This is a genomic window from Picosynechococcus sp. PCC 8807 (assembly GCF_001693295.1).
In the GTDB taxonomy this organism is placed as follows: domain Bacteria; phylum Cyanobacteriota; class Cyanobacteriia; order Cyanobacteriales; family MRBY01; genus MRBY01.
This window is the reverse complement of sequence record NZ_CP016489.1, coordinates 113,422-139,715: the sequence shown is the minus strand read 5'-3', so window position 1 is coordinate 139,715 and position 26,294 is coordinate 113,422. Positions and strand designations below refer to the sequence as shown.

17 protein-coding genes, 3 tRNA genes and 1 pseudogene are annotated in these 26,294 nt (G+C 44.8%); 14 read left to right on the top strand and 7 right to left on the bottom strand.

All coding sequences use genetic code 11. The features are described 5' to 3' along the window. Positions 1-17: 17 nt before the first annotated feature. The 6 genes from AWQ24_RS15665 (at position 18) to AWQ24_RS15640 (ending at position 9,051) form a co-directional block, all read left to right on the top strand. Entirely contained in the window at positions 18-485 is a 468-nt protein-coding gene (locus tag AWQ24_RS15665) for a hypothetical protein (RefSeq protein ID WP_157096902.1), read from the top strand. Between the two features lie 6 nt (positions 486-491). After that, a complete protein-coding gene (locus AWQ24_RS15660) occupies positions 492-2,021 on the top strand; it encodes a hypothetical protein (RefSeq protein WP_065717573.1) in 1,530 nt (509 codons plus the stop codon). 64 nt (positions 2,022-2,085) lie between these two features. Further along, complete coding sequence (locus AWQ24_RS15655; protein WP_083993596.1) at positions 2,086-5,388, top strand: hypothetical protein; 3,303 nt, start codon at positions 2,086-2,088, stop codon at positions 5,386-5,388. Between the two features lie 2 nt (positions 5,389-5,390). Next, a complete protein-coding gene (locus tag AWQ24_RS15650) occupies positions 5,391-6,299 on the top strand; it encodes a hypothetical protein (RefSeq protein WP_065717572.1) in 909 nt (302 codons plus the stop codon). A gap of 47 nt (positions 6,300-6,346) precedes the next feature. After that, a complete protein-coding gene (locus AWQ24_RS15645) occupies positions 6,347-7,327 on the top strand; it encodes a hypothetical protein (protein WP_065717571.1) in 981 nt (326 codons plus the stop codon). A 476-nt stretch (positions 7,328-7,803) separates the two neighbouring features. Then, positions 7,804-9,051, top strand: coding sequence for a TM2 domain-containing protein (locus tag AWQ24_RS15640; RefSeq protein WP_065717570.1), 1,248 nt, complete (start codon positions 7,804-7,806; stop codon positions 9,049-9,051). Here the strand turns inward: AWQ24_RS15640 and AWQ24_RS15635 are convergent. Beyond that, complete coding sequence (locus tag AWQ24_RS15635; RefSeq protein WP_065717569.1) at positions 9,044-10,249, bottom strand: serine hydrolase; 1,206 nt, start codon at positions 10,247-10,249, stop codon at positions 9,044-9,046. The two genes, AWQ24_RS15640 and AWQ24_RS15635, sit on opposite strands and share 8 nt — an antisense overlap. A gap of 116 nt (positions 10,250-10,365) precedes the next feature. Next, a complete protein-coding gene (locus tag AWQ24_RS16490) occupies positions 10,366-12,204 on the bottom strand; it encodes a protein kinase domain-containing protein (protein WP_065717568.1) in 1,839 nt (612 codons plus the stop codon). A gap of 396 nt (positions 12,205-12,600) precedes the next feature. Between AWQ24_RS16490 and AWQ24_RS16350 the strand changes: the two genes are divergently transcribed. The 5 genes and pseudogenes from AWQ24_RS16350 (at position 12,601) to AWQ24_RS16125 (ending at position 15,613) form a co-directional block, all read left to right on the top strand. Then, positions 12,601-12,727, top strand: a tRNA-OTHER gene (locus AWQ24_RS16350). Positions 12,728-12,748: 21 nt separating this feature from the next. Further along, positions 12,749-12,854, top strand: a tRNA-OTHER gene (locus AWQ24_RS16345). Between the two features lie 26 nt (positions 12,855-12,880). Further along, positions 12,881-13,003 (top strand) — tRNA-OTHER (locus AWQ24_RS16340). 56 nt (positions 13,004-13,059) lie between these two features. Next, positions 13,060-14,661 carry a TROVE domain-containing protein gene (locus tag AWQ24_RS15625; RefSeq protein ID WP_065717567.1) on the top strand — a complete coding sequence of 534 codons (1,602 nt, stop codon included), beginning with the start codon at positions 13,060-13,062 and terminating at the stop codon, positions 14,659-14,661. 145 nt (positions 14,662-14,806) lie between these two features. After that, positions 14,807-15,613 (top strand): annotated as a pseudogene (locus AWQ24_RS16125) (IS5 family transposase). A gap of 48 nt (positions 15,614-15,661) precedes the next feature. On the opposite strand, the gene AWQ24_RS15615 reads toward AWQ24_RS16125, so the two are convergent. Beyond that, the gene (locus tag AWQ24_RS15615) at positions 15,662-16,660 is read right to left on the bottom strand and encodes an ABC transporter substrate-binding protein (RefSeq protein ID WP_065717566.1); all 999 of its coding nucleotides are present in this window, start codon (positions 16,658-16,660) and stop codon (positions 15,662-15,664) included. Positions 16,661-16,833: 173 nt separating this feature from the next. On the opposite strand from AWQ24_RS15615, the gene AWQ24_RS16120 reads away from it, so the two are divergent. Further along, positions 16,834-17,627 (top strand): IS5 family transposase gene (locus AWQ24_RS16120; protein WP_157096829.1). Its coding sequence is split into 2 segments (ribosomal slippage): positions 16,834-17,167 and positions 17,167-17,627, totalling 795 coding nucleotides; the frame shifts between segments, so codons are not numbered across the junction. Between the two features lie 69 nt (positions 17,628-17,696). Here AWQ24_RS16120 and AWQ24_RS15605 read toward each other — a convergent pair. After that, positions 17,697-20,114, bottom strand: coding sequence for a TonB-dependent siderophore receptor (locus AWQ24_RS15605; protein ID WP_062437045.1), 2,418 nt, complete (start codon positions 20,112-20,114; stop codon positions 17,697-17,699). A 327-nt stretch (positions 20,115-20,441) separates the two neighbouring features. Between AWQ24_RS15605 and AWQ24_RS15600 the strand changes: the two genes are divergently transcribed. Next, entirely contained in the window at positions 20,442-21,089 is a 648-nt protein-coding gene (locus AWQ24_RS15600; RefSeq protein ID WP_065711882.1) for a MotA/TolQ/ExbB proton channel family protein, read from the top strand. Positions 21,090-21,177: 88 nt separating this feature from the next. Continuing rightward, positions 21,178-21,600 (top strand): biopolymer transporter ExbD, encoded by a 423-nt coding sequence (locus AWQ24_RS15595; protein WP_065717565.1) that lies wholly within the window; start codon positions 21,178-21,180, stop codon positions 21,598-21,600. A gap of 35 nt (positions 21,601-21,635) precedes the next feature. Here AWQ24_RS15595 and AWQ24_RS15590 read toward each other — a convergent pair whose 3' ends face one another. The 3 genes from AWQ24_RS15590 to AWQ24_RS15580 form a co-directional block, all read right to left on the bottom strand. Next, positions 21,636-23,156 (bottom strand): gamma-glutamyltransferase, encoded by a 1,521-nt coding sequence (locus AWQ24_RS15590; RefSeq protein ID WP_065717564.1) that lies wholly within the window; start codon positions 23,154-23,156, stop codon positions 21,636-21,638. Positions 23,157-23,282: 126 nt separating this feature from the next. Beyond that, positions 23,283-24,512: a hypothetical protein gene (locus AWQ24_RS15585; protein WP_065717563.1), complete on the bottom strand. Its 1,230-nt coding sequence runs from the start codon at positions 24,510-24,512 to the stop codon at positions 23,283-23,285. Positions 24,513-24,930: 418 nt separating this feature from the next. Further along, on the bottom strand, positions 24,931-26,196 hold the full coding sequence (locus AWQ24_RS15580; RefSeq protein WP_232318920.1) for an FAD/NAD(P)-binding protein: 1,266 nt from the start codon (positions 26,194-26,196) through the stop codon (positions 24,931-24,933). Positions 26,197-26,294: the final 98 nt, after the last annotated feature.

Below are 26,294 nucleotides of genomic sequence, written 5' to 3'. Positions count from 1 at the left end.
TTGCTTTAGTCTTTGCTGTGGCGATCGCCTTGGTTTGGAGCTTACTAGGAAAATACTATCTTTTCTACCAGCCGATATTACCCCTAAGCGCAACGAATACTGAAATTGACGATTGGCTTGCTGACATTTTTTGGCCAAATAATATTATTAGCTTAGTCTTGGGATTTTTATTGCTAGGTTTTTGGATATTTAAAGCCTATAACAAACAATTTATCCGTGCAGAATTAGTTCTTGCAAAACGCTTCACTTGGTGGTTATCAGCTCTATTTCACTTTTTTGCTTGTCTTATCATCTTTTTTGGCACTTCTTACTTCTTGGGCTGGCTCGATGAAGGGCGATATATGGAGTTTTGGCTATGGTATCCCGGCTGTCTTTTGCTGGATACCCTACTCATCTTTTGGTTGCCTTCAGCCCTTGCCACACCACGCTCCCTAAGAAATATCCCCCCCCTGGCGATCAAACTCAGAAAATTTTACGGAGGTTAAAAAATCATGTCAAAAATCTATGCGATTGGTGTTGGTGGTAGTGGTGCTAAATGTATTGAGGCGGTCACCTTTTTGCACGCTATCGGTGCCTACGGAGATAATTGCGAGCTTAATATTTTATTGATCGATGCAGACCCAACCAATGGAAATTTAACCCGTACCCAACAAAACATTACAAAAACGATCAATTGCTATCGGCACTTTCAAAAACGTTCCTCCCGTTTTATGGCGGAACAAATCAAAGATTGGGGGGTTTGGAATCCTCTGGATCAATCTGTTGGTCGTTCTTTTGAGCAAATGTTAGAACTACGCCTCAATGATCCGCTCCGGGGTTTATTTGAAGTGCTTTATGGCCCCAACGAGCGAGTAATGGATTTTGATGTGGGTTTCCGGGGTCGCCCTCCTGTCGGTTCAGCGATTTTAGGAACCCTCGGTATCGATGGAGGTTTTCGTGATCGACAAAATCCCCTCGAACGAATGCTTAATGATGTTCAAAATACTGAGGGAGCTACAGGAACGTTTATTCATCTTTTTGGCAGTATTTTTGGGGGAACTGGAGCCTCTGGGGTACCAAGCCTTGCGAAATTAATCGGCGATCGCCTCCGCAATGATACGGGGATTGGCATTGAAATCAATACATCTATTCTGCTGCCCTATTTCGATTTTGAGAAGCCGCCCGAGGAGGAAAAAGTTTTTGCAGAGAAACGTTTCTTTAGCCTCAATACCCAGGCCGCACTCAAGTTTTTGTACCAACAGAGCCAACACGAAAAGATTTTTAAGGATATCTACATTATCGGCAATAGTGCTTCTACAAACTACAACTCAAAAACAGGGGGCGAAGAGCAGAAAAATGATGCTCACTTCGTGGAATTGTATGCTGCCCTAGCAATTAAAGATATTATGAAGCGTCGCCAAGATGACCTTAGTACCTCCTCTAGTGACGAAACCAAAGTCCACTATATCTGTCGCCGCAAGCAAGATCATTTAATTTGGGAAGATTTTCCAGATGGTTCTAGTCTGAAAAAAAACCTAGGGGGAGCTGTGCGGGTTGCCTACATGTGGGCCCATAATTTTTCCCTTGAGCTTCAGGCCGCCAGTCGAATTGGCCCGAAACAATTTGCCATTGGTGCCCCTTGGTTCCCGCGCTTTTTTGACACGAATAGTATTAAGACCAGCACAAATAATAAGAAAACAAGCGGTGATTTTTTACCCACTGTTGTCGATGATGACCAAATTCAGTTCCTTAAAGCTTTTGATATTTGGGCCGATGCTTTTCTTCTGTGGGCAAAGCAACTTTCTAAATCCCACCACCGGGGCGATCGCCTATTCAATCTAAATGATGTCAAGGCCAATGCCCAAGAAAAAACCTACAAAGACAAACTCAGTAAGCTGGTCACCGATCAAGCCGTTAGCCCAGAGCAAGAACGGCAAGATTGCGTTGATACTATCAAAAACACCCTAGCAGACCTTGATAGCACTGACATTCAGGAACATGGTGTTGTTGGTCTTGTTCACACCCTTTTCAAGAATGCCTAATCAATGAGTCTTTTTTCCCAAATTTTTTTCTTGAATTCTTTAACTCTTTTTTCCGATATTTACCATGACGACTGAAAGTACCCATCCCTGCCTCCCTGCCCTCCTTTCTGACCGCACCTCTATTCCCGCCGTTGAACCCGGTAAATTTAATGCTGTTAACCTCAGCCAAATTAAAAACTTGGCCGATGATCTTGATTTTGAAGCCAGTGACGATGCTGATATTCATTCCATTCCGAGTCCCTGGGCTCGACCCCTCCAATTTATGGCGGCAATCTCAGATCGAAAATATAAGGCTCGAGCAGGCTTACTGCGTCAATATCGGGGCTTCTTAGCGGCTTTGGCCCTATCAGAATACCTCAACCTTTCGATCCAAGCCCAAGAGATTAACCTGGCAAAAGAGGAGCTACGACAGACAAAACTCAGTAGGGCACTCATCACTCTCAAACCCGATGCCAATCAGAGCGTTTTAAGTCGGTCTTTTGGTCAGGCAGACCCCTGGCTGAAACCCTATGTTTTTTATTGCAATGACCATGTGCTGGGGATGACTAGCCCCGCAACCCTCGTTACACCAGCGCCCCATGTTGATAATACCCTAGGACAACAAATTCACTGGATTAAGGGCAATCGCTTTACAGATCCTACCCAGTCCCTCAGCAGCCGTGAGCGTTATGTGGTGATCGAATGGCTCAAAAATCTCTGTAATGAACTGAATAATGTTTGGGACAGTGGCAATCGAGAGCTCATCAACTCCCTAATTCAAGAACTCCAAGATTTTGCCAACGACCTTGGTGGTGGCCAACTGTCACCAATCGAAATCAATCAAAATGAAGATGGCTTCGGCATTTTATTGGAACCCGCTCCTCTGAAATATCTCGCACCGATGAAGCTCGCAGAAGAAGGGAGTGCACCCCGTTCCAATGTACAAATCTTGCCGTCAGTAGGTTTTTCTCCAGAGCGACCCATTTACCTCATTGATCAAGAACGTCTCCCCGCTAAATTAGGCCATCGTCCCGGTGAAATTATTGTCTATGGCACAATTTCCCTGCAGATCTTTAATCCAGTCACCCATGGGCGCGACGATGCCTATTTCCTAAAACCTGAAGATTTTTTCCTCGATGAATTGTTCTACATCGAAGGAGATAAACTGCTCCCAGGGACTTGGATCACCGATAAATTAAATGTTTATGACAGTATCGATGCGCAAACCAATCGGGTACGAGGCGCAAAAACACTTTTACTGCCGCTCAACCCACTACTAAAACATTATTTTGCGAGTCCCGATCTTGAGAAAGTAACCAGTCTTAGCTTAATCGGCCAAGGGTCTGACCGTAAAGTAAGAGTTTCACTCAAAGTGCCTTTATCTGGCCATGGTAGTAAACCCGTATTTTACGAAGTTTCCAAAGAATTCCCCCTTAAGCCAGAAAATAGCCTATCAGGAGCGATCCCCGTAGTTGGGATGTGGCCCAATGTTCCCGTCGGCACTTGGAAGCAGTTCTTTGTTTTTACAGATGCTTCAGAAAATGTCGAAACAGCATTTTCCCTAGCGCCACCAACGGTGGGAGCGACGTCCTTCTTCCGCAATATGGGACAACAGGCCCGTTATCAATATTGGGAATGTCCCCAGCACCCCAATATTCTCGAAGCGGTAAATGCTGATGGTCGTCCTCTAGGAGTACTGCCCCTGAGAATTCCCCGAGTCCAATTGGGAGAAACGAGAGAATGGACAGTCGGCGTTGACTTTGGGACATCCTTTACTAATCTGGCTGTCCGTCGCGGCAATGGTGAGCCCCAATGGCTGGATCTCCAAACCCAAATGCTCTCGATTACCGAAGCGCCCCTATCCATTCGAGATCGGGCCTACCGAGAAATGTTTGTGCCGGAAACCTTTATCAAGGACGAGCGGGAACGACTACCCATGGCGACCTTGTTGACAACGATAGGTTGGACAGAATCTTCTAGTACTGCCATTCCTGAACCACTCAAGGAAGCTCGGATTTTCGTCCCCCGTTTGGATAAGTTTGACTTTAATGTTGAACACGTTAAAAGCAACATCAAGTGGGATCAAATCCGTTTCCAAGATCCGTTCCTACGACACCTCCAGCGGCTTGTGGCAGCCCAAGCAGCCCTTGAGGGAGTAACGAGTATTACTTGGGTCGTTTCTTATCCTTCTGCCTTCTCTCCCCATGAAGAGCAAATGTACTTTGCGACCTGGAAGCGGACATTACGGGATATGGAACAAATTACATATCAGCGCCACTTGTATGACGAAAATATTCATCGAACTGAGAGTATTGCTTTTGCAGAATATTACCGGAATGTTTGTGCAGGGGTAGAAGATAATCTTTTAAATACTATTTGTGTTGATATTGGTGGTGGAACCTCAGACATTGCAATTTTCCGAGATAGTCAAGTCATTTATCAAACTTCGGTTGCCTATGCAGGTCGAGATATTTATCACCGTTTACTCAAGTTAAACCTGAATGCCATTGGTGATGTGTTTGGTCTTTCTGAGCGTGACGCCAAGAGTTTACAGGAGGTTCTTAAGGGTAATAATTTCAATTCTGCCCTTGATAACTACCTGCGTGGTAATGGCCGCAAAATTCTTGAAGGGGGCTATGCGGTCAATGCAAGTAAGCAGAAAAACAAGGAATTCCGCACTCTACTCGTTTTTGCCATCGGCGGACTATACCACTATTTAGGGCTAGTTCAAAAATACGCCTCCCAAGATAAAAATGATTGTACGGCTACTGTTTTTGTTGGGGGCAATGGTTCTCGTTTCTTGGATTGGTTAACACCTACTGGGGAATACAATAGCAGCTCTGAAATTAATAAAGTTCTATTAGGGGTCATGGAAAGATCTTCTGAGCTTAAGCCTAATCCCAAAAGTGAACCGATCCAACGAACAGTCCATCCAAAATCAGAGGTATGTGAGGGTTTGATTATTCCCCAAGAAAGCACACTCCAACGTGTTGAACAAAGTAATCCTCTTGTCGGTGAGATCTGCGAAGTTAACGGAAAAGAATTTGCTGCTCTTGATGTTCTTGATCTTCCTGAAACATGGGAAAAAATCACCAGTTTTAATGTTATCAGTACCCAAGAACTAGAACGGTATATCCAAAATTTTAATCAAATCATTACTCAGGAGAGAATTGGTAGTATCCAAGCTTTGCCTGGGATGCAAATTCAAGGAGATCAAGTCATTCCAGAAGATCTAAAAGAAGTGCTCCAGCAAGTTGTGAAAGATACTTGTCAGAGAAAACTCGGTAAGAAAGAAGATTTTGAGCTGGAGTCTACGTTCCTCTTGCAGTTACGCTGCTTTATGGATATTCTGGCTAGTCGTTGGGCTCGTAATAACGGAGGCAAATAAAAATGAAGATGAAAAAGTTTAGATGGTTACTAATTCTTCTACTTATTACAGGAAATATTGTTTCATGTAAAACGCAAAATGAAACTAAGATCTCGGTAGAATCATTCGGAAAATCACTCGTTCCCAATAGTTCAGAAGGTTCTGACAAAGAAAATGAAACTGATTTTTCACTGAGTAATATTATCAGTTTATTTGTCATTTTATTACTGTCAATTGGAGGCTTTTGGGGATACACACAATTGAAATCTTGGATTGACGCAGAAAAAAAGAAAAGTCGTGATTTTCGTAAGCGTTCATCTGAAACAATTAATGAGCTAAATCGAAATGTACAAAATTTAACTTTTCAGACCCAAAGTTTAGGGAAACAATTCAAGCAACTTGAAAAACAAATTTCTGAAAACAATTCTCAAAATTCTTTTCCGTCACCAATATTTCAAAAAGAACAGCAATATTCAGCTAGAGACAAAATTAGCTATTCAGACTATCCTGTTTATCCACAACCTGCTCCAGTTGTACAGCGAGATCCGTATCAAGAGGTCATTACAGCTTTCAATACCCAAGATACAGATTTTTTCCGGCAAAATACCTATTATTTGGCCTTAGACGAAAGTACTGTTGGTGGTGAGACTAGTGCAGGAGCGAGAAGGATCGTAAAATTTATTGATATTGATAACCCTAGAGATGCTCTTTGTTTAGCCGTCAATGTCAACTCTGAATATTTACTACTGCCTAATTTCTTTAGTCCATACTATGCAAATCTAGATCAATGGTTATCTGAGAATAACGATATTTTTGATTACCAAGGTCACGGACAAACTATCGAACTGATTAAACCCGGCATAGTTCAATACTCCCAAAGCGGAAATGGAATCTGGAATCTAATAGAATCTGTACGATTGCAGTTAACTTAGTAAATTTAATCTTGGGAAACTGTCTAGCTCCTGAATTTCAAACTATAATGAAAAGCCTGAATTTTATACTCACTTTATTACTTTTACTTAGCACCATTTCATGTGGCGAAAGTTCTAGACAAGAACAAAATCCCAATGCGATTACATCTCAAACTGAGCCTGCCCCCGCAGTAGATCCCAATGCAAGTACACCGACACCTCTAATTGAGTCTAATTCCGAAGATGGTTCTACACCTATAGAAAATTCAAGTACAAGCATATCTCAAACTAATCCTAGAAATCTTGGTTCCCAGTTATTTCTCATTTTAATTTCTATTTTTGCTTTTGTTCTTGCTTTTGGAGTATTAATTGTTGCTTTTATGGGTCATGAAGAATTAAAACTTTTAATCGAGAAAGAAAATCAAAAAAACTATACACTCTACAAAAATTTATCTAAGGAAATAAATGATCTAAAAGAAAATTTATTATATCTAGATTCGCGTAATCAAAGCTTAGAAAGTAAAGTTAAACTACATGAGAAAGGAATTACCTTAAGTAATTTTCAAAATTTATCACAGTCCTCCATGATTTCTAAAGATGATTCAAAAAATCATGACGAAGAAAATACTTTCAATGAAATAGTCATAGTATTTGCAACTAAAGATAAATCTTTTTTCAATGAAAAAGAACTAATTCTATTAACCCCTAAACCTCAAGAAAAAAATAAACAAAAAGCAGAATTTATTCAAATCAAAGAATTATCTAAAGCTATATTTATTGCTATTCATGTAAATCAAGATTATTTATTGATCCCCAATTTTATGCTTCCCCGTTATGATCAATTAGAAACAGTTTACACAGGCGCTAAAGTTGTCAATAACAATAATTACGAAAAAAGTTTAGCAATAAAAAAATCAGGGACAAATTTTTTTAAAGTTTATGGATATGGAGAAGACCTGAAACTTAAAGAGCCCGCTAAAGTTCAAAAAATTGACGACAATACATGGCAGGAGTTTATGTTGGTGAGGACGCTGACAGTGAACTTTTAACAGAAGCTTTTAATGAACAAGATAATACTTTTTTCCAAAAACAAAAAATGTTTCCTGTTGCCATTAGTCAGGAGTCACTTTAAACTCAGACCAATAGAAATTATAAAATACAATTCCAACAAGTAGAAAATCACCGTGACGCCGAATTTATAGTCTTGAAAATCGAACTATGCTATTTTCTTATACCTGACTTTCTTTCGCCATACTACAGTCAATTGAATTGGTTAACTATGAGTGAAGAAATTTTTCAGTATAGTAGTCAAGGTGACTTAGTAACTCTGATTAAACCCGCTGAAGTCAAAGAAGAAAAAGATGGTATTTGGACGCTAGTTAAATCCGGCAACTGTAACCTAATAAAAAGTACATAGTTAGTAGGCAACATTCTTAATTGATATGTTCGACATTATTAATTTTTGAGAAGACTTTTTCATTCCTTTTTATAAATTAAGTCCACAAAAAATATTTAAAAAATAATCATGGTTCGCAGAAATTCAGCAGCACTCCTCGCCATTTTATTAGGCTCTTTTGGTATTCATAAATTTTATCTAGGAGAAGTATTCCTTGGAGTTCTTTATCTTTTATTTTTCTGGACTTATATCCCAACAATTATTGGCATAATTGAAGGAATTTATTACTGTTCCCTAAGCGAAGACGAATTTAGACAAAAATTTAATATTCCTACAGTCCAAAACAAAGTTTCCCAATATCTTGCCAGTAATAGCTCAGAAAATGCAGCCCTCAAACAAAATAATCAAAAACTAAATTACTTAGAGCAGACTATTCAAAAATTAGAAAGAGAACTCCAGACCTTAAAAAGTAAAAATAGAGAATTAAGCTCTATTATTATTAGTCAACAAGATTCTATTGCGGGCATTAAAGAAGCCCAATCTCAAATATTTACCCAGATCTCTGTCCAAACATCATTTCAACCACCAGCGCAGCCCAAAAATATTTTTGACCATTCCATCGAAAATTATTCCGCCCGCACAGTCGTTACCGCTTTTAGTAATAAAGATGAAACCTTCTTCACAGAACGCGGTATGGTTTTACTCACTCCAATCCCTAAAAAAGAGAGAACACAAAACTCAAAAGCCGACCTAAGGCAGGTTTTAGGTCTTTCAAAAGCCGCATTTATTAGCGTACAGGTCAACCAAGAGCATTTTGTCGTACCTAATTTTTTGTCTCCCCATTACAAAGATTTAGAATCTCTTTACTCAGGCACCAAGATGTTTAAAGTATATGGTTCCGGAGAAGAACTAATATTAAAAAAACCAGCTAAAGTACAACAAATCGATGATCATAGCTGGCGCATTCAAGAATCAGGCTTATATTTTGGTAAAAACGCTGAATTTGAGATGTTAGTAGAAGCTTTTAACGAAAAGAATCAAGCATTCTTTGATAGTGCTTATCCCGTTACTATTAGTCACCATACTTTAAGTACACAAATTAACAAAGACGAAGTTATCCAATTTGATCAAGTAGAAACACACCGTGATGCAGAGTTTATGATTATTAAATTTGACAAAAAATGTTTTTTGGTGCCAGATTTTCTTTCTCCTTATTACGGACAGTTAAATTGGCTCGATATGGGAAAAGATATTTTTAGGCATGATGGCCAAGGTACCCTTGTAAGCTTGATTAAGCCCGCTGAAGTCAAAGAAGAAAAAGATGGTGTTTGGAAGTTAATTAAACCTGGCAATTGTCACCTAACAGAAGTTAGTTAGTAGGCTCTACCCTCGACTGAGCCTCAGCTTGTGGAACAGAGCTAGCAGGGGACTTGATTTTCGAGTGGACGAGTTGAGCGATCGCCGGGAAAAAAGTTTCATTTTCTGAATAGGCAGGGTGATCAGCAAAAACGCTCAGAATATATTTTTGTTGACCATCGGCACTCTCGATATAAGCCACTTCATGGCGGCCTTGACTCGTCCAACCAGCCTTTGAATAAAGCTTTGTGTCTGGGGGAAGACCTTCACCAAAGAAATGCTGCACCGGATTAAAATAGGTCTTCGGACTTTGCCAATCTTGGCTTAGATCTCGCTCTAACAGTCGCAAAATTTCTGGATTAGCAGTAGGTGAAACAGCGTCCCCAAGCGCGATTTCCGCCATTAACCGAGCAGCTTGATAAGCACTCAAACGGTTACGAATTAGTTTAGTGGGATCTTCGGGATTTTCTCGCATTTGCCGATCAAAGCCGATGGGTTCCATGATCTCTACATCGGTGATCGGATAGGTTTTTTGGGTAATATTTAAATCCCCATAGCCAGCAGCCCGAAAAAAGCTGTTGAGTTGTTCGCGTTGGGCATACCAAGCGTTGAAATTATCAGGAGTTGCGCTGGTTTGGGTTTGGGTCGTGCGGGTGATCGCATCAATAATTCGACTGGTGGCATTGTTGTCAGATTGCGCGACCATGAGGGCAATATCCTCTGCATGGTCAGCGTAATTTAATAAACCTTGTTTAACTTGGGCGTAAAACGCAACGAGCCAAAAGAGTTTAGGGACACTGGCAGGGTAGTGAAGAATATTGGGTTGGTAGTTGGCGATCGCCTGACGATTTAGATCCACAAGCACCACAGACATTGCTTCTAGGGGGAGATTTTCGGCCTGGGCTAGCCCTTGAATTTCTGTGATAATGCCCTGTAAGTCGGCACTAAAAGCGTAACTGAGCAGTGGATCTTGGGCATTGTACCAAGCATTCCAAATTCGTTGCACTAACAGGGGTTCTGGAACAATGGCTACTTCATTATCAGTTGAATTTGGACTAACAGGAGGAAGAAACTCTTCTTGAGATTCAGTTTCGGCAGTCTGAGCTGACTCAATTGCTTGTTGAGGTGGCCCCAGAGAAGCTCGGATCAGCCAAATACCACCAACAACAATGGCGATCGCCATGCCACCCACTAGGGCCACAAACTGCTGGGGACTCATGGAAATTTGGGATCTGGGACGGCGTTTTGGCTGAGATGATTTTGGAGCAGGCTGATTCAAACGGGTGAACCTCCACAGAATTAAATAAAAAATCACGAAGCTGAGTTGAGTCAACCTCACCGACGCCAAATGACTTCAAGGGTGTTGTAGTCGGCAATTTTCCAGGCACCATTGACTCGACGGAGGTTATAGCGCACTAATCGCTGATCGTAGCCACTAGCATTGCGATCAATATTGCCATTAGCGTTATGGAGTGTTCGCTGTTCCGTAACAACCACATCGGCGATCGCCTGTTGTCCATCCACAACTTGGAGGTTTCTGACTTCTTCTAATACTTGATTCGCAAAGGCATAGTAAGCCCCATTACTTTCAAGCCATTCCACCGAGCTCTGTTGGCCATCACTGCGGCGAATATTGTCATTAAAGGCTTTGCCTGTCAAAATCTGCGTGCCACAATCGCGATTATAGGGATAATCAAACAAATCCTGCTTACAGTTCAGCCAATCAACTACCACATTTGCCGCTTCTCCCTGGGATATTGCAGCAGGTTGCGGTGATGATTTTTGGGCTTCCTCAATCCGAAAAGTTTGACCTGTTTCTTGGGTTAATTGATCAATAAAGCTTTGGGTTTTATCCCGTGAGGCAAAACTGGCCACCTGAACTGTATTATCACCCCGCAAGAAAGCATCACCACAATAGTTATTTTTAACCCGTTCTAATACCGTAGCCTCGCCAACCACCCGGTACCAAGTGCTTGCATTACCCAACGAGTCACCGCAACTCTCTTTATAAGCTAGAGGAGGCAGCGTTTCTGCATCTTGTCTTGAACTATCCGTAGCAGAAGAATTCGTTTCAGCTTGACCATTCCCCAGTGAAATAATCTCTTCACCACTAGGACGATTGAGCAATTGCGTACTAAGAACAATCCCCCCTAATAAAAAAGCACCGATTACACTTCCCGTTAACAGTGCTTTCTGCCAATCAGCCATTCCCTTGGCAGGCAACTGCATTTGACTATTATCAACAGCCATACTGCTGCCTGCCACAGCAACCGTAGGATTGTGAATTGTTTGGGGTTGAGGAGTGGGAGGAATAACGATGGGCGATGGCGTTGGAACAGGAATCTCGGCTTGCAAAGCTGCAATCATCGCTTGGGCATCGTTAAAACGGTCTTTGGCCTGGGGTTGGATGGCCTGTTCTAAAACTGCGGCTAGATGTTCGTCAGTGGCATCATTACTCTGAAACCAGAGACGCCAGAGAATCTTGCCTGTTACGGGGTCATTTGGTAATTCACCGGGTAACTTCCCGGTCAACAGATAAATCGCCGTCAAACCGAGACTATACAAATCGCTACTGAAGACAGGCCGACCAATACTTTGTTCTGAGGCCATAAAACCTGGCGTACCAATCACAATTGACTTGCTGTTTTGGTCTGAACCAGTTTTTGTCATGTTCATGGTCTCCTTGACGGCACCAAAGTCAATCAACACGGGTTGGCGATCGCCTTTGCGGAGAATGATATTGTCTGGCTTGATATCTCGGTGTACCAGTCCTTGGCTATGGATAAAGTCGAGGACTGGCAAAATTTCCAAGAGCCATTTCTTGACATCAGCACTCGACCAAGGGCCTTCGTATTGCAGCGCATCCTGTAGGGTAACCCCTTCAATCCATTCTTGAATGAGATAAAACTCCTTTGCTCCCGCGACATACGCATATAAGCAAGGTATTTGCCCATGGCCATCACCTAATTTTTCGAGAAGCACCGCTTCCCGTTCAAAACGATCCTGCACGAGCTGATGGGCAACGGGATCATTAGCTATGGGTTTGAGACGTTTGATCACACAACGTCTTAGGGATGGCATATGCAAGTCTTCAGCGAGAAATGTATCCCCGAAACCACCCTGGCCCAATTTCTGCAAAATCCGATAACGACCGTCGAGAATTTTTCTTTTCATTTCTCCATGGTGTCAAAAGTTAACATCCATCTTACTGGAACTCGGCGAAGAAACATATTTCTTGTCATATTCTTGACCCATAGTCATCCGGATCATGGTTAGTGCAAAAGTCTCTAGGGTTTTCTTGCAAGGGCCATGACTATTGTCTGATTTCAGACTCATCTATGCCTTGAGGTTTTATGCGCAGATTGCGTTTCCAGCATCGGCGAAAATTTTAGGCGAAGTTTGGGCGATCGATCGCCGCCGATTAAGCATCGCATTGTTAGAAAGTTGGGGGGAGACCATAACTTTTATCAGCCCCCCTAATCCCAAAGCCCGATATCATAACCGTTTCAGATGATTTAACTCCCATTGGAATCGGGGGAGCAACAGCCCATACATTAAAAGCAACGCAATGAACGGATAGTTTAATGGCAAAACACCAATCTTCCCTGATTCATTTATTTATCCGTAAGGGTCGCTGAATTTAGGGTTATCGCCTGTTAAGCGGGAGATGGGAGTTCGATTCCTCCTCCGTTCGCCACGATCTTTTCCTAAATGACTTGGGCAGGTAGCTCATTGGTAGAGCAGATTCTTGCTGCACTTTTTTTACCCCAACGGGTCGCTGCATCAAGATTATCGGGTCGAAAGTTCGAGTCTTTCCCTGTCCACCCATTTAGGAAGAATGTCAAACCTGGAGACGGTAGCTCAATGGTAGAGCGCAATATTTGCCCTTAGGGGCCGCAGGACTAAAGGTTATCGCTATGGACGAATCTCCCTTTTGTCCGCCGAGATGCGGGTTCGATTCCGGCTCGTCTCCCTTCCCCGCATGGGGTTTTGATCTAAAGTTGTTATCCCGCAAGGGACGGAGTTGTCATGTCATATCAATTTTTTACAGCCCGTAGCCAAACGCCCCAATCGCAGCCAATTCCGGGTCGAGCGACAGAAATGGTGCCTGGGCGAGCCGGTGGTTATCACTTCGATCCGGGGATTTGGGTCATGTTACGGCGCTGTTTATTAATCGGTACCGCCCAAAATACTTTTTATGCCGATAAGCACGAGCTGACGGGTGGGTTTACCCAGGTTGTGCAGCAGTGCGTGGTGGCGGATCCAGCCCGGGTTGCCCAGGAAATTCTCTATGCGAGCGATGGGCGATCGCTCAACAATAGCGCCCCTTTATATGCATTAACGCTGTTATCCATGGGGGAAACCCCAGCGGCGAAACGGGCATTTATGGAAATCTTTCCCCAGGTGGTGCGCACCGGGAGCCATTTCTATGAATGGTTAAGCTACACCAAAGCCCTGCGGGGATTCGGAAAAGTGGTGCGTGAGTGCGGTAAAGGTTGGCTCAGTCAGGACGATGTGCAAGCTTTGGCCTATCAACTGCTGAAGTATCAACAACGGTACGGGTTTAGCCACCGGGATGCGTTGCGTTTATTTCACGTTAAACCCATCAGTTCCGAGCATCAAACCTTGTATAACTGGGTCGTTAACGGTTGGGAGCAGTTACCGCAACAGCCCCCTGCAACTGCCCTTGAACAAATTTGGTGGTACGAATGGCTAAAGCGCAACCCCGATCAAACGAAAAAGGCGATCGCCCAAGGCCACCTTACCCACGAAATGGTCGCCCCCATTGGTCAAATGGACGAGCAGACCTGGAAACTGTTGATGCTGGAGATGCCCATTGGTGCCCTGTTGCGGAACCTGGGTTCCCTAACCGAAATTGGGGTATTGCAGGTCAACCGCCAGAAAAACCTCAAGCACGTAGCGATGGTTTTAAACGATAAACAACGCTTGCGCAAAGGTCGCATCCATCCCATTGACATCCTCAAAGCCCTAAAAACCTATCAATCCGGGGGTCAATTAGGGCGCAGCCAAAAAACCTGGGAACCTGTACCCCGCATTATCGACATCCTCGAAAAAGCCCTAGAGATGTCCTTTGAAACGGTGGCAGCCACCGGGAAAACGTTTCTCCATGCGGTGGATGTGTCTGGGTCGATGTCCTATTACTCTGTGGGTTCTGTCCATTTAACCTGTGCCGAGGTAGCCGCAACCATGGCCCTGGTCACCGCAAAAGCCGAGAAAAATTATGCCATTCGTGGCTTTTCTACCGCGTTTAAAGATCTCGGTATTACCGCCAGCGACAGTTTCCGCACGGCCTTACAAAAAACGAGTGATCAAAACTTCGGTGGCACCGATGCTTCCTCTGTCTACAAATGGGCGCTTAAACATCGCTTTCATGCCGATGTAATTTGCTTCTGGACAGATTGTGAATCCTGGGCAGGCACGCAACCCTGCCAAAAACTGGCGGAATATCGCCGCAAAGTAAACCCCAACGTCAAGGCCATTTATGTGACCCTGGCTCCCTACAAATTGAGTTTGGTTGATCCAAAAGATCCTTTGTCATGGGATTTAGGAGGGTTTGATCCGACGATGCCACGCTTGATCCAAATGATTGCCCAGGGTGATTTGTCATAGCAAATTATTTCTTTTTTCAGGGAGTGTTGAAAAATACTCTCTTTTTTTAGAGGGTATTTATAAAGTAAAGATAAAAAAGATGAAAATTGGAAAAGATAGAGGCTAGATTGGTTGGTAACTGAGCGTTGTGGTGAGGCTTTGACCCATGACAGATAAAGTCTATCCTAGCGACCTGAGCGATGCAGAATGGGCCTTAATCCAACCCTTGATTCCCCCCGCCAAACCCGGTGGTCATCCTCGGACTACTGACATGAGACGGGTTTGCAATGGTATCTTCTATCTCCTCAAAACAGGCTGTCAGTGGCAATATTTACCAAAGGATTTCCCGCCCTCCCCAACGGTGTACTACTACTATCGAAAATGGCAAAGGAAAGGGGTATGGGAAAGGGGTATGGGAAAGCATTAACCATGCTCTGCGCGGCCTATGTCGACAACAAGTAGGTAAATCAGTACAACCAAGTGTGTTAATCGTAGATGCTCAGTCGATAAAAACGACGGAAAAAAGGGGGAGGTATTTGGCTTCCATGGAGGCAAAAGAGTAAAGGGAAGATGCCGGGGCCTGTTGGTGGATAGCTTAGGTCTGGTCTATAAAGCCATGGTGGCAGAGGGGAATGCCTCAGAACGAACCTTAGCAAAGGCGGCGGTGATGGAGTTATTAGAAACACAGCCAAAGTTGTTAGAGAGAGTGAAATTAATGTGGGTCGACGCCGGATATCGTGGCGAGGTCTTTGGACTGGGGATTTGGCTGATGATACAGGCGACAGTAGAAGTAATCAAAAGAGAGGGGCGAGAATTTCAGATGCTACCAAAACGGTGGATTGTGGAGCGAACATTTGGGTGGTTGAATTGGTATCGTCGTCTGAGTAAGGAATATGAAAAATTCCCCGAAGTATCGGAGGCGGCAATTTATGCTTGCATGACTCGCTTAATGCTACGGCGATTGGTTACCTAAAGATTTACTTTATAGATAGGCTCTTAGTTGCTACACTTCAAATAATTACTAATTTTGTGTTTCATCTAAAATGTGTTTCGCGAGATCATTGAGAACTTGATTAGCCGCTAAAATACCACTAGAACTTGTCCATTCCCCATCATTAACTTGGTAAACATTACCATTTTCAAGCACGGCGAGATTTTGCCAAAGGGGATGATCTTGCCATTGATTTTGGGTATCTTCACCTCGGTTTTCAGCCTCATTAAATGTGAAATAAAACAGATGGTCGGCTTCAAGATCCTGGATACTTTCTAGGCCAATTTCGGCGGCAAAGTCATTTTTTTGTTGTACTTCAGGCCGTCGTAAGCCCACTTCAGCGACAATTTGCCCCGGAAAAGATTGTTCATAATAGATCCTCGCTGTCCCTGGCATAAACCGAACGAGGGAAACAGTTGGCGGCTGATCACCTAATTGTTCTTTGAGGTTGGCGACCCGCTGATCCCATTGCTCAAGTAAAGTTTGGGCTTCGGCTTCCCGGTTGAGGGCTTTGGCGTAGAGTTTAAAATTATCTTTCCAGGTGGCACCCAGGGTTTCGGAAAAAACGGTCGGGGCGATCGCCTGCAATTTGCCATAGAGTTGCTCCTGACGGACTTTAGAGCCGATAATCAAATCTGGCTTTAAAGCGACAATATTTTCTAAATTTGGCTGAAATTCATCACCAATCACGGGTACATCTTCTAATTCAGCACTAAGGTACCCATAATAAGGCTCTCCTTGCCAGGACTTGACGGCACCGACGGGTGTTACCCCTAGGGCAACTAACATATCTGTGCCTTCGTTGGTGAGCACGACGATTCGTTCGGGAGTGCCGCTAATTTCCGTCGTTCCCATGGCGTGTTCAATGGTGCGGGTTGCTTCGTCAGAAACTTGGGAAACAGGCTCTGGATTCGTTGTGGGAGATGGATTTTGGGTCGTGGCAAAACAGCCGCTCAAACTCATACTTACTAGGCAAATTAAGCCGAGGATCTGGGGTCGAATCGTAGGTTTATTTTTTTGATATTGCATAAATTTTAAAGGTTTTTTAATTTTAAAAAAATAGGATGAAAAGGCAAAATAAAATCCTCCTCTCCATCCCAAACTAAGAGGGTATTTATAAAGTAAAGATAAAAAAGATGAAAATTGGAAAAGATAGAGGCTAGATTGGTTGGTAACTGAGCGTTGTGGTGAGGCTTTGACCCATGACAGATAAAGTCTATCCTAGCGACCTGAGCGATGCAGAATGGGCCTTAATCCAACCCTTGATTCCCCCCGCCAAACCCGGTGGTCATCCTCGGACTACTGACATGAGACGGGTTTGCAATGGTATCTTTTATCTCCTCAAAACAGGCTGTCAGTGGCAATATTTACCAAAGGATTTCCCGCCCTCCCCAACGGTGTACTACTACTATCGAAAATGGCAAAGGAAAGGGGTATGGGAAAGCATTAACCATGCTCTGCGCGGCCTATGTCGACAACAAGTAGGTAAATCAGTACAACCAAGTGTGTTAATCGTAGATGCTCAGTCGATAAAAACGACGGAAAAAAGGGGGAGGTATTTGGCTTCCATGGAGGCAAAAGAGTAAAGGGAAGATGCCGGGGCCTGTTGGTGGATAGCTTAGGTCTGGTCTATAAAGCCATGGTGGCAGAGGGGAATGCCTCAGAACGAACCTTAGCAAAGGCGGCGGTGATGGAGTTATTAGAAACACAGCCAAAGTTGTTAGAGAGAGTGAAATTAATGTGGGTCGACGCCGGATATCGTGGCGAGGTCTTTGGACTGGGGATTTGGCTGATGATACAGGCGACAGTAGAAGTAATCAAAAGAGAGGGGCGAGAATTTCAGATGCTACCAAAACGGTGGATTGTGGAGCGAACATTTGGGTGGTTGAATTGGTATCGTCGTCTGAGTAAGGAATATGAAAAATTCCCCGAAGTATCGGAGGCGGCAATTTATGCTTGCATGACTCGCTTAATGCTACGGCGATTGGTTACCTAAAGATTTACTTTATAGATAGGCTCTAAGACGTAATTAACTTCTGAAATACACAGGCGATCGCCCTGGATTTTACCAATCTAAACTGTAGCTTAAACTGATGGTGCGACCTCTGCCAGCAAATTGATTTCTGCCCCCATAAACCTGGGCAATGATGGGGAAATATTCGGCATTAAAGAGATTTTCAACGCCGAGCTGAATCTTGCCAGCACCAGTATCATAGCTACTGATAAAATCAGCAGTTAAGTAACTTTCTACTTCCCCTAAACCAAAGCCATTACCCTTGGGATCACGGCCCGCTGAATACAATAATTGCAGACGATTTTCCCAACCTTCAACGGGTTCATATTCCACAAAACCGGTTAGTTTAACAGGGGGAATTTGGAAACTAGGTAAGCCACTTTCAAAATCGCCATCGTTATTGGCATCCCGCTCGCCATCGGTGTAAGTAAAGGTTCCCCCTAGGGCGAGTTGTTCACTTAATTGAGTACGTAGATCGGCCTCAACACCGTAGATGCGCTGGGGATCACGAATCGTTGTAAACGCACTATCAAAGGTAGTACCGAGATCTGAGTAGCTATAAAAGCCAGCAATGGAAGCTTGCACATTACCCCAGTTGCCGCGAATCCCTAACTCATAGTTATCAACCCGTTGGGCTTCAGGCCGTAGATTTTCCACACTGCCCCCCGGAGAAGTCCGTAGGGAACGGGCCACATCCGCAATGGAAAAGCCTTGGGCAAAGTTCCCAAAAATATTTACATTGTCATTGAGAGCATACACAGCGCCCACATTAAAGAGGGTCGCATCGTAGTTCAGTTCGCCCCCTGTGACATCATTGCCCGCTAGAGTGGTGAAATCATCCACACTGACATCAATAAATTCTTGGCGAATCCCACCATTGAGAACTAACTGATCGGTCACATTCCAATTTAACTGGGCAAATAAACCAAGGTTTTTCTGTTCTGTGGGTGGGGAAAGGAAACCAGTGCCAATTTGCTCAAAAACTAGGCCATTACTCGCTTCAAAGGTAGGTTCATCAAAGAGATCGGCAGGTTGAGCAGATTCTTCGTAAAAATAGTCCACACCCCAAAGTAAACTGAGGCGATCGCCTGCCGCGAGGGGCGTATTGATATCTAAACGACCACCAATTTTTTCGGACTCCACTTCCGATTGCAAAACTTCACCCCCGAAGGTGCCAAAATCATCATCGAAAGGATAGAAACGGGTGGAGTAATCTCGATAGTAAAGCTGACTGTTTAACTGACTGCCAAAGAGATCATCATTGCTGTAGGCCAAACTAACCAATGTATTTTCGGTGCCGGGTTGGTCAGGCAAGACTAGGCCAGGTCTGGCTTCTGCTTTATCGCCACTAGGAGATGGATTGAGGGCAAAGTCAGAATCCTGGTCATCGGAGAAGTAATTAAAGCTGAATTGGAGCCGTTGGTTGTCGTCGATGTTGTAGCCCAATTTTCCAAACAAATTGATGCTTCTGAGGTCAGCTAAACCCCCTTGACCCAGCGGATCGGGCGGAATGCGATCGCCATCGGCATCAAAGAAACCGCCTGTCTTGAAAATCGCAAAATCCGCGACATAGTCAAACTTGTCCTCTGTACCAGACACAGAATGCTGGAGAGAGTAACCAAAACTGTCTTCCGGATTGGTCGTGGAAAATTCAAAGCCGATAGTGCTGCGGGATTCTACTCCGGTGGCAGCTCCCTGCTTAGTGATGATATTGATGATCCCACCAGTGGCACCATCTCCATAGATCGCGCTGGGGCCACGGACAATTTCAATCCGCTCAATCACGCCCGGATCTATGGTGCGCAAATCCCGTTGGGCATTACGGTTTGTGCTCTGGGGTATCCCATCAACCAAGACCGAAATATTACGGCCCCGGAGGCTTTGCCCAAAAATACTGGTGGTTTCTGTCGAAGGTGAGAGACCCGGCACTAACTTTGCCAAAATGCTGGAAAGATCGCGGTTGAGATCCGCTTGACGGGCAATTTCTGCCTGGGAAATCACTGTCACAGACCGGGGTACCGCCGCTTCCTCTGCTTCCGTCCGAGTTGCCGTAACGATTAATTCCAAATTATCAACAAAATCATCCGGTGTTACCTGTACAAGTAAACCAGAGGGTTGAGACAGTACATCAACAAAGGGCGCTGCTGTTTCACCCACAAGAATAATTTCAACGGTATTTTCAGATATTTGCGTAATTTCAATGGTCTCTAGACCAGCTTGGGGCGCAAAATCAGGCAAAATTGCACCATCTGTTAACTGGGCATTTTCGACTTCGAGGATGAGACGATCGCCCTCCAGCCGTTGATTTACTTCAGGGGCGATCGCCTGATCACTATCCAGAAAAACTTCTACACCCAAGGAGGTCGGGTTAATCCGAATATTACTAATTACTGTTTGGGCCACTACCGCCGGAGCCAGAACAACCAGCATCCCACTAGCAACCCCCAGACTATAGGTCAACTCTTTCAAGAAACTTCCCTCACACTTATTGCTAAAAAATTGCGTTAGATCAGGAAGATTAAGAGATTATCTCAATCACTGTCAAGTTCTTTATCGAGAATCTATTTTATTTAAAATTTTCGCAGAGCCACATTTATCGGCTAAAAGCCACTGAAACTAGGGACTGAAAGGATTTTCAGGAATTACCATTTCAGATTAAAGGCTTTGTTTTTGCTAACTCTTCTGATATACAAGGATAAATTTATTGAAAATAGTTTGAGTTAGGGTATAGTCATTTGGGCAGCAGTGCCAGATAATGCTTCTTAAACGCCCTCGCACATTTCAACCCATAGCACTATGAACATCACCAATTTCTTTGCCGCCGGTGGCATCGTTGCTTATCCCTTGCTCCTCTTCTCTTTGGCCGGTGTAGCCTGCATTATTGAGCGAGCCGTTTTTTGGTGGCGGATTAATCGTCGGCAGCGTCAAGTTGTCCGGGACGCCCTCGGTCTATATCGGCAAGATCCGTTCAATGCGATGAAATTTTTGAAGCGTAACGCGGATCTACCCATTGCCCGGATTTTTTTAGAAGCCCTTGATTTAGAAAATCCCAACAGTGAAGAGTTTCGTCTCGCCCTCGAAAGTGCAACCCAAGCCGAAATCCCGACCCTAAAACGGTTTAATACTGTGTTTGACACAATTATTGCTGTTGCGCCCCTACTGGGATTGTTGGGAACGATCCTCGGTTTGATGCAATCCTTTTCGGCGCTCAACATTGGTGATGTGGGTAATACCAATGCCGCTGGGGTGACTGGTGGAATTAGTGAAGCATTGGTTTCGACTGTGATGGGTCTGGTTGTGGCAATCTTCACCCTGCTCTTTGCCAATCTCTTTAATGGGTTATATCAACGTAACCTAGCATTTATCCAAGAGTATGGTGGCCAGTTAGAATTACTATATCGCCGCTTCTATGAAAAGAGTGAAGAAGCAATTATGAACCGCTAATGCCTGCTAATCAAACGATGCGCAGCTATTTTTTTATGTATAAGCCATCCATTTAAGCTTAATTCTTTTATTTTAAAAATTCACCACTATGCGTATTCCCCAGGAAGAACAAAAATCCGCAGGCATTAATATTGTGCCGATGATTGATATTATCTTTTCAATTTTGGCCTATTTTATTATTTCGACCCTCTATTTGACGAAATCTGAGGGCCTACCGGTTAATCTACCTGGGGCAAATACAGCACAACAGCAACCGAGCACTGAAATTACGGTGACCGTAGATGCGGCGGGAGATATTTTTCTCAACGAAGCACCCGTTGAAATCGCTACACTCCAAGCTGGTGTCCGAAATCTAATGGTTGAGAACCCAGAAACCTTGGTGATTATCAATGCCGATGAAGCAGTTAGCCATGGATCCGTAATTGAAGTAATGGATGAACTGCGGCAAATTGAAGGAGCAAGATTGGCGATCGCCGCCCAAAAGGAAACAACCCCTATCAGCACTGATTAATATCGCAATTCCTGCAAATAAACACAGATACAACTTTAGGCAAAAGCGACACTACCCTCCCGTCGGGGATCGGCGATCGCCTGTAATTGCTGCGCTTCTTTAGACCACAATGCAGCCTGTACGCCACCAAAATACATTGATAGCGGCGGAAACTCCCGGAGCGACATCGACAGATTCAATAAATTCTCAGCCCTTAAATCTTCTTCGTAGGCAAGCATCAATTGGTCGTCAAATGCTTCCACATGGAGGCGCGGTCGTCGGATGGCCTCACTGAGGGAATCGCCATGCACCATGAAGTTGGTCAATGACTGGGCGATCGCCGTGGTAATCCGCGACGCACCAGGGGAACCAATCGACAGTACAGATCCATTCCGGTGACGCGCAATGGTGGGGGCCATATTTGAAATCAATCTCGTGCCTGGCGCAATGGGTTCACTCTGCTCTTTGTGCAGCTCCAACTCACCCAGGGAATTATTTAACCAAAAATTACGACCGGGAATTACCGCCCCAGAACCATAACCCGCCGATGCCGTCAGTGAACAAGCACAACCTTGATCATCGACCGTGGACACATGGATCGTAGAAGGTGAACTGCGGTAATGATCGAGCTGATTTGTCCGGGCAAAATGTAGCAGATCCGTGACTGCTTGCCATCGATCTTGGTCAACATTGAGATGTTCAAAACGATAGTTAAGAACGGCCTCTTGGATCGCAGCAATGGTGTCATGATCTAAATTTTGGCGGGTCTGCTGGAGGAGGAGTAAAGCAGCTAAACAAGCACCACCCACTGCCGGGGCCGGGTTGGTAATAATTTCCCAGTCACCGTAGCTCAGCCGAATTGGTTCTCTGATAATCGCTTCGTAGCTTGCCAAGTCAGCTTGGGTAATGGCACCGTGCGATCGCTCCATTTCAGCGACTAATTCCTGGGCTAAAGTCCCTTGATACAAACAGTCAGGGCCTTCATCGGCCATCAGCTTTAGAGTTTTGGCGAGGCCCGGTAAGCGGACGATCTCACCAGCCTTGAGATAATCTTTGCCGTTTGGATGAACAAGCTGATAACTTTCGGGATGCCACCCAAAAATCGCCGCATGGGCCTGTTCTAAGTACATTCCTGAGACACGGGAAATGGGACTGCCCTGCTCTACCACTTTGGCCACGGGCGTGATTAATTCTGCCCAAGACAATTGGCCGTATTCTGCTGAGGCTTTGGCAATCCCGGCGAACATCCCTGGCACTGCCACCGCACCATAACCAATTCCGGTATAAATGCCACCACCATAATTCAGCAAGGTCTTTTGTAACTCTGGGTAGGGGCGATCGCCAGGGAAATCTTTACCAGGCATCGCTGCATAGGCATCAATGACAACGGGTTCTCGATCCTGGGGCCAAATCGCGATGAAACCACTGCCGCCCGGTGCCATGACCCCCAATTCGCAACACATGGAAGTTAATGTGGCGGCGAGGGCGGCATCGATGGCGTTACCTCCCTGGGCGATAATCTCTGCGCCGATATTGGCGGCAAGTTTAGAATCAGCGGCGATCGCGACTTTGGTCATCGTTTTTGATTAATTGTTTTTGATCGAGAATGCATTGTGATTTTTTCCATAGATCGATTTTCAGTTGAAAATCGAGATCTGTCTTCAAGGTAGGTTAAGAAGCCAAATCACTTGATGTTAGAGCCTTTAGCGCTGCAGTCGTTTCTGCAAATACTCACAAGTCCAGCCCCGGTCTACTAACACCTGCCAAGAAACCAGATGAATACCATCCCGCACCAGATAATCCCCATCCACCTCTTCGTAATAGCCCAAACGCCCCAACTTCTTCATCGCCTCAAACCAGTAGAAGAAATTCGCCCTTTCACTCGTGTGATTATTGGCCACCGCATTCTTGACTGCATAAACAAAAAAGCCCGCTGGATTTTTCACATAGTGGTCACGCCGATACCGCTGATAGGCGGCGATCGCCCCTTCAATGATTTCTGCCGCCGTCGTCTTCACTAACCGCACCAGAGAAGGATTCAACACAATCCCTAGATCATCAAGCCGTTCCAAATGAGCCTTAGCTTGGGCATTCACCACCACATCCGCTTTATCCGCTTCTTCCGTCTGCGATTGCTTTTCCTCAATAGTCTCGGTTGCGCCATCCTTAGCTTCCTGAACTGGAGTTCGCTTATCTTTCTCTTTCTCTTTTTGCCTCAATTCCCTAGCAAACCCAACAGCCCCAGTCTTGTCCCCAGTCATGGTTTCAGCAACTTCCTGTGGATTCACTACTTGTTCCCCAGATATCAGCCCACCATCATCCCCATCAATATTTCTTGTTGATTCTACACTTTGGCCCGCCGGCTTTTTTTGCCTTTGGTCTAACTTGTGAGTTTCACCAGTTACTGCATTTCCAACTTCATAGTTTTTAACATTTTTCCCTTGGCTAAACTGAGTTTTCTGTTCCAGTACATCAGTAGCCTGAGAATCCAAAAAAGAAAATTTTAATTGAACAGCAGAACAAGCCTGATCTGTTGAATCTTTAGTATCTATATAAGAAGGTACGGCAGCATCAGGGTTTGAGGCGCGTTTTTGGAAAGTTTTATTCCCAAACTGGGAAGTTTTATTCCCAAACTGGGAAGTTTTATTCCCGGGACGATAAGCGGCGAGTTTGTAGATTTTGCTGTTGTACTGGCGCTGAATATCGACGAGACCAATGTCTGCGAGTTCGGTCACGGCCTGACGGATCCACTTAGAACAGTAGGGTTTCTTGCGGAATTTGCCGGTCCAATGGCGGAAAGTATCGAGGTCTACTTCAAAGGTTGTACCGGCGGGACGTTTGCGTAGAAGCCAGTTGTAGAGGGTGGCGGCGCAGCGACTGACTTGGTTGAGGAGGCAGTCACTATCGGCGGTAATCATGGCAAAGGCAGTCATTTTTTTATTCTCCAGATGTAGGGTGTTGGAGAATCAGCAAAAAAGCTGCTAAGATATACCCATCGAATAACCCGGTCAAAAGTTTTTCGATGGGTCGGTGGAAGCAGAATTCCGCTGACCCTCATCTTTTTTAAATTTCTCTAATTCTACAGGATCTTCTCAGGGAAAGAAAAAGGCCATCACTCAAGATCAGCATAGGTCAGCTTAATGTTGATGGGCTAGCGCGATGAAAAGCAAAGTATCCTGGAAGTATTGAGCCGAAGTCATAGATCAGCCATAATTTAACAAAAGTACACAAAAACCCCAGCAGGCTAGATGGGTAACTTGTACTTTTGAAGTAATGATCCCACCGCGATCGCCTTTTATGTCTCTAAACTTAGAGCAAACTCCCAAAAACTATTCATTCACACCTACATTGCTAGGCGCTAACTCCAGAGCAGGTATTCGCTTGGTAAATGCGTTGCAGACTTGATTTGGTTAGGGCAGGGACAAGGCGATCGCAAGCCAGACGCGCCCCGGAGATATTGCGGGCAGTGGGGCCAAGTTGAAGGGCGGCTAATCCTCCCATGAGGAACAGATCACAGCCTTGCCAGCGTAAATATGCATCCAAAATAGGGAGACCGTTCAAGATTGGTTGGGGATAGCGATCCATCACCTTGGTGAGTAGGGATTCGGCCATGACATCAAAGCGACTCCCCGTTGCTAACCAGAGGCGATCGCCCTGGAGAATTTCCCCATTGTCACAGTGCAACTGCCAGTAATTCCCTTGCCAATGGGCGGCTTGGATTTGGCAATTGGGCTTGAGGGTAACTTTGTCCTGGCGTTTGGCGCGGCGGAGCTGGGTCATCACCGCTGGTGTGAGGGAACTGCCATTACGGGCTTCCAGAATCATTTGGTGGCGTTTTTGCCAATCGGTTTCAGCGGCAAATCCCTTGAGATATTTCGGCCCTAGCCAACCTGCATCGGCATCAAAAAGTTTCTCTTGGAAAGGGCGACGGGCAACGATCGTAACCTGGGCTTGGCGGGCGATCGCCCCCAATGCGAGATGACCTGTGGAGAGACCACCACCAACAATGACAATTTTTTCGCCCTGAAGATGTAATTTCCGTAAATCAACGCGATCACTGTGGCAAAGACGATCAGACGAATAGCTAGCTTCGATCTGTTCCAGCCAATCTGGTAGCTGTCGTTGGGTTTGGTTCGTCGCTAGAACGACCCGCTTCGCTTGCCACTGTTGGCCATTATGTAAGGTTAAACAAAATTTGCGTTGACCTCTCTGGGGAGGGATTAACTCTGTAACTGCTGCGGCGATTAGTCGTTGGTCTAACTGAAATTCGGCGATCGCCTCTCGGCAAAAATCTTCAAAAAGTTGGGTGCTGGGTAAATCATAGGGCGGAAAAAGTTCATTGGGGCGTCCCTCAGCAAACCTGCGCAGGGCAAAGGGATCTGGGTGGGGATGATGTACCGCCGGCGATCGCAAATGGGGAATCTCCTGGGCCGCAAACTGGTGAGACCAGCGGGCCAACCAACAACCATGGGGATCAAAAACAACAATTCGCTTACGCCACTGGGGACGTTTTTTTAAAAGATGAAGCACCAAGGTCAGGGCCTGGACGCCTGCGCCAATAATTGCAATGTCACACTGCTGCATCGCCTTGACGGAAATTCTTGGGGGGATAGACATTTTCACGACTTTAAATAAAAATGATAATTATTATCAAAATATTGATAATAGCAAATCACTAAACCAAGCGCTGGCTTGTCCGCTAGCAGGAAGAAAAC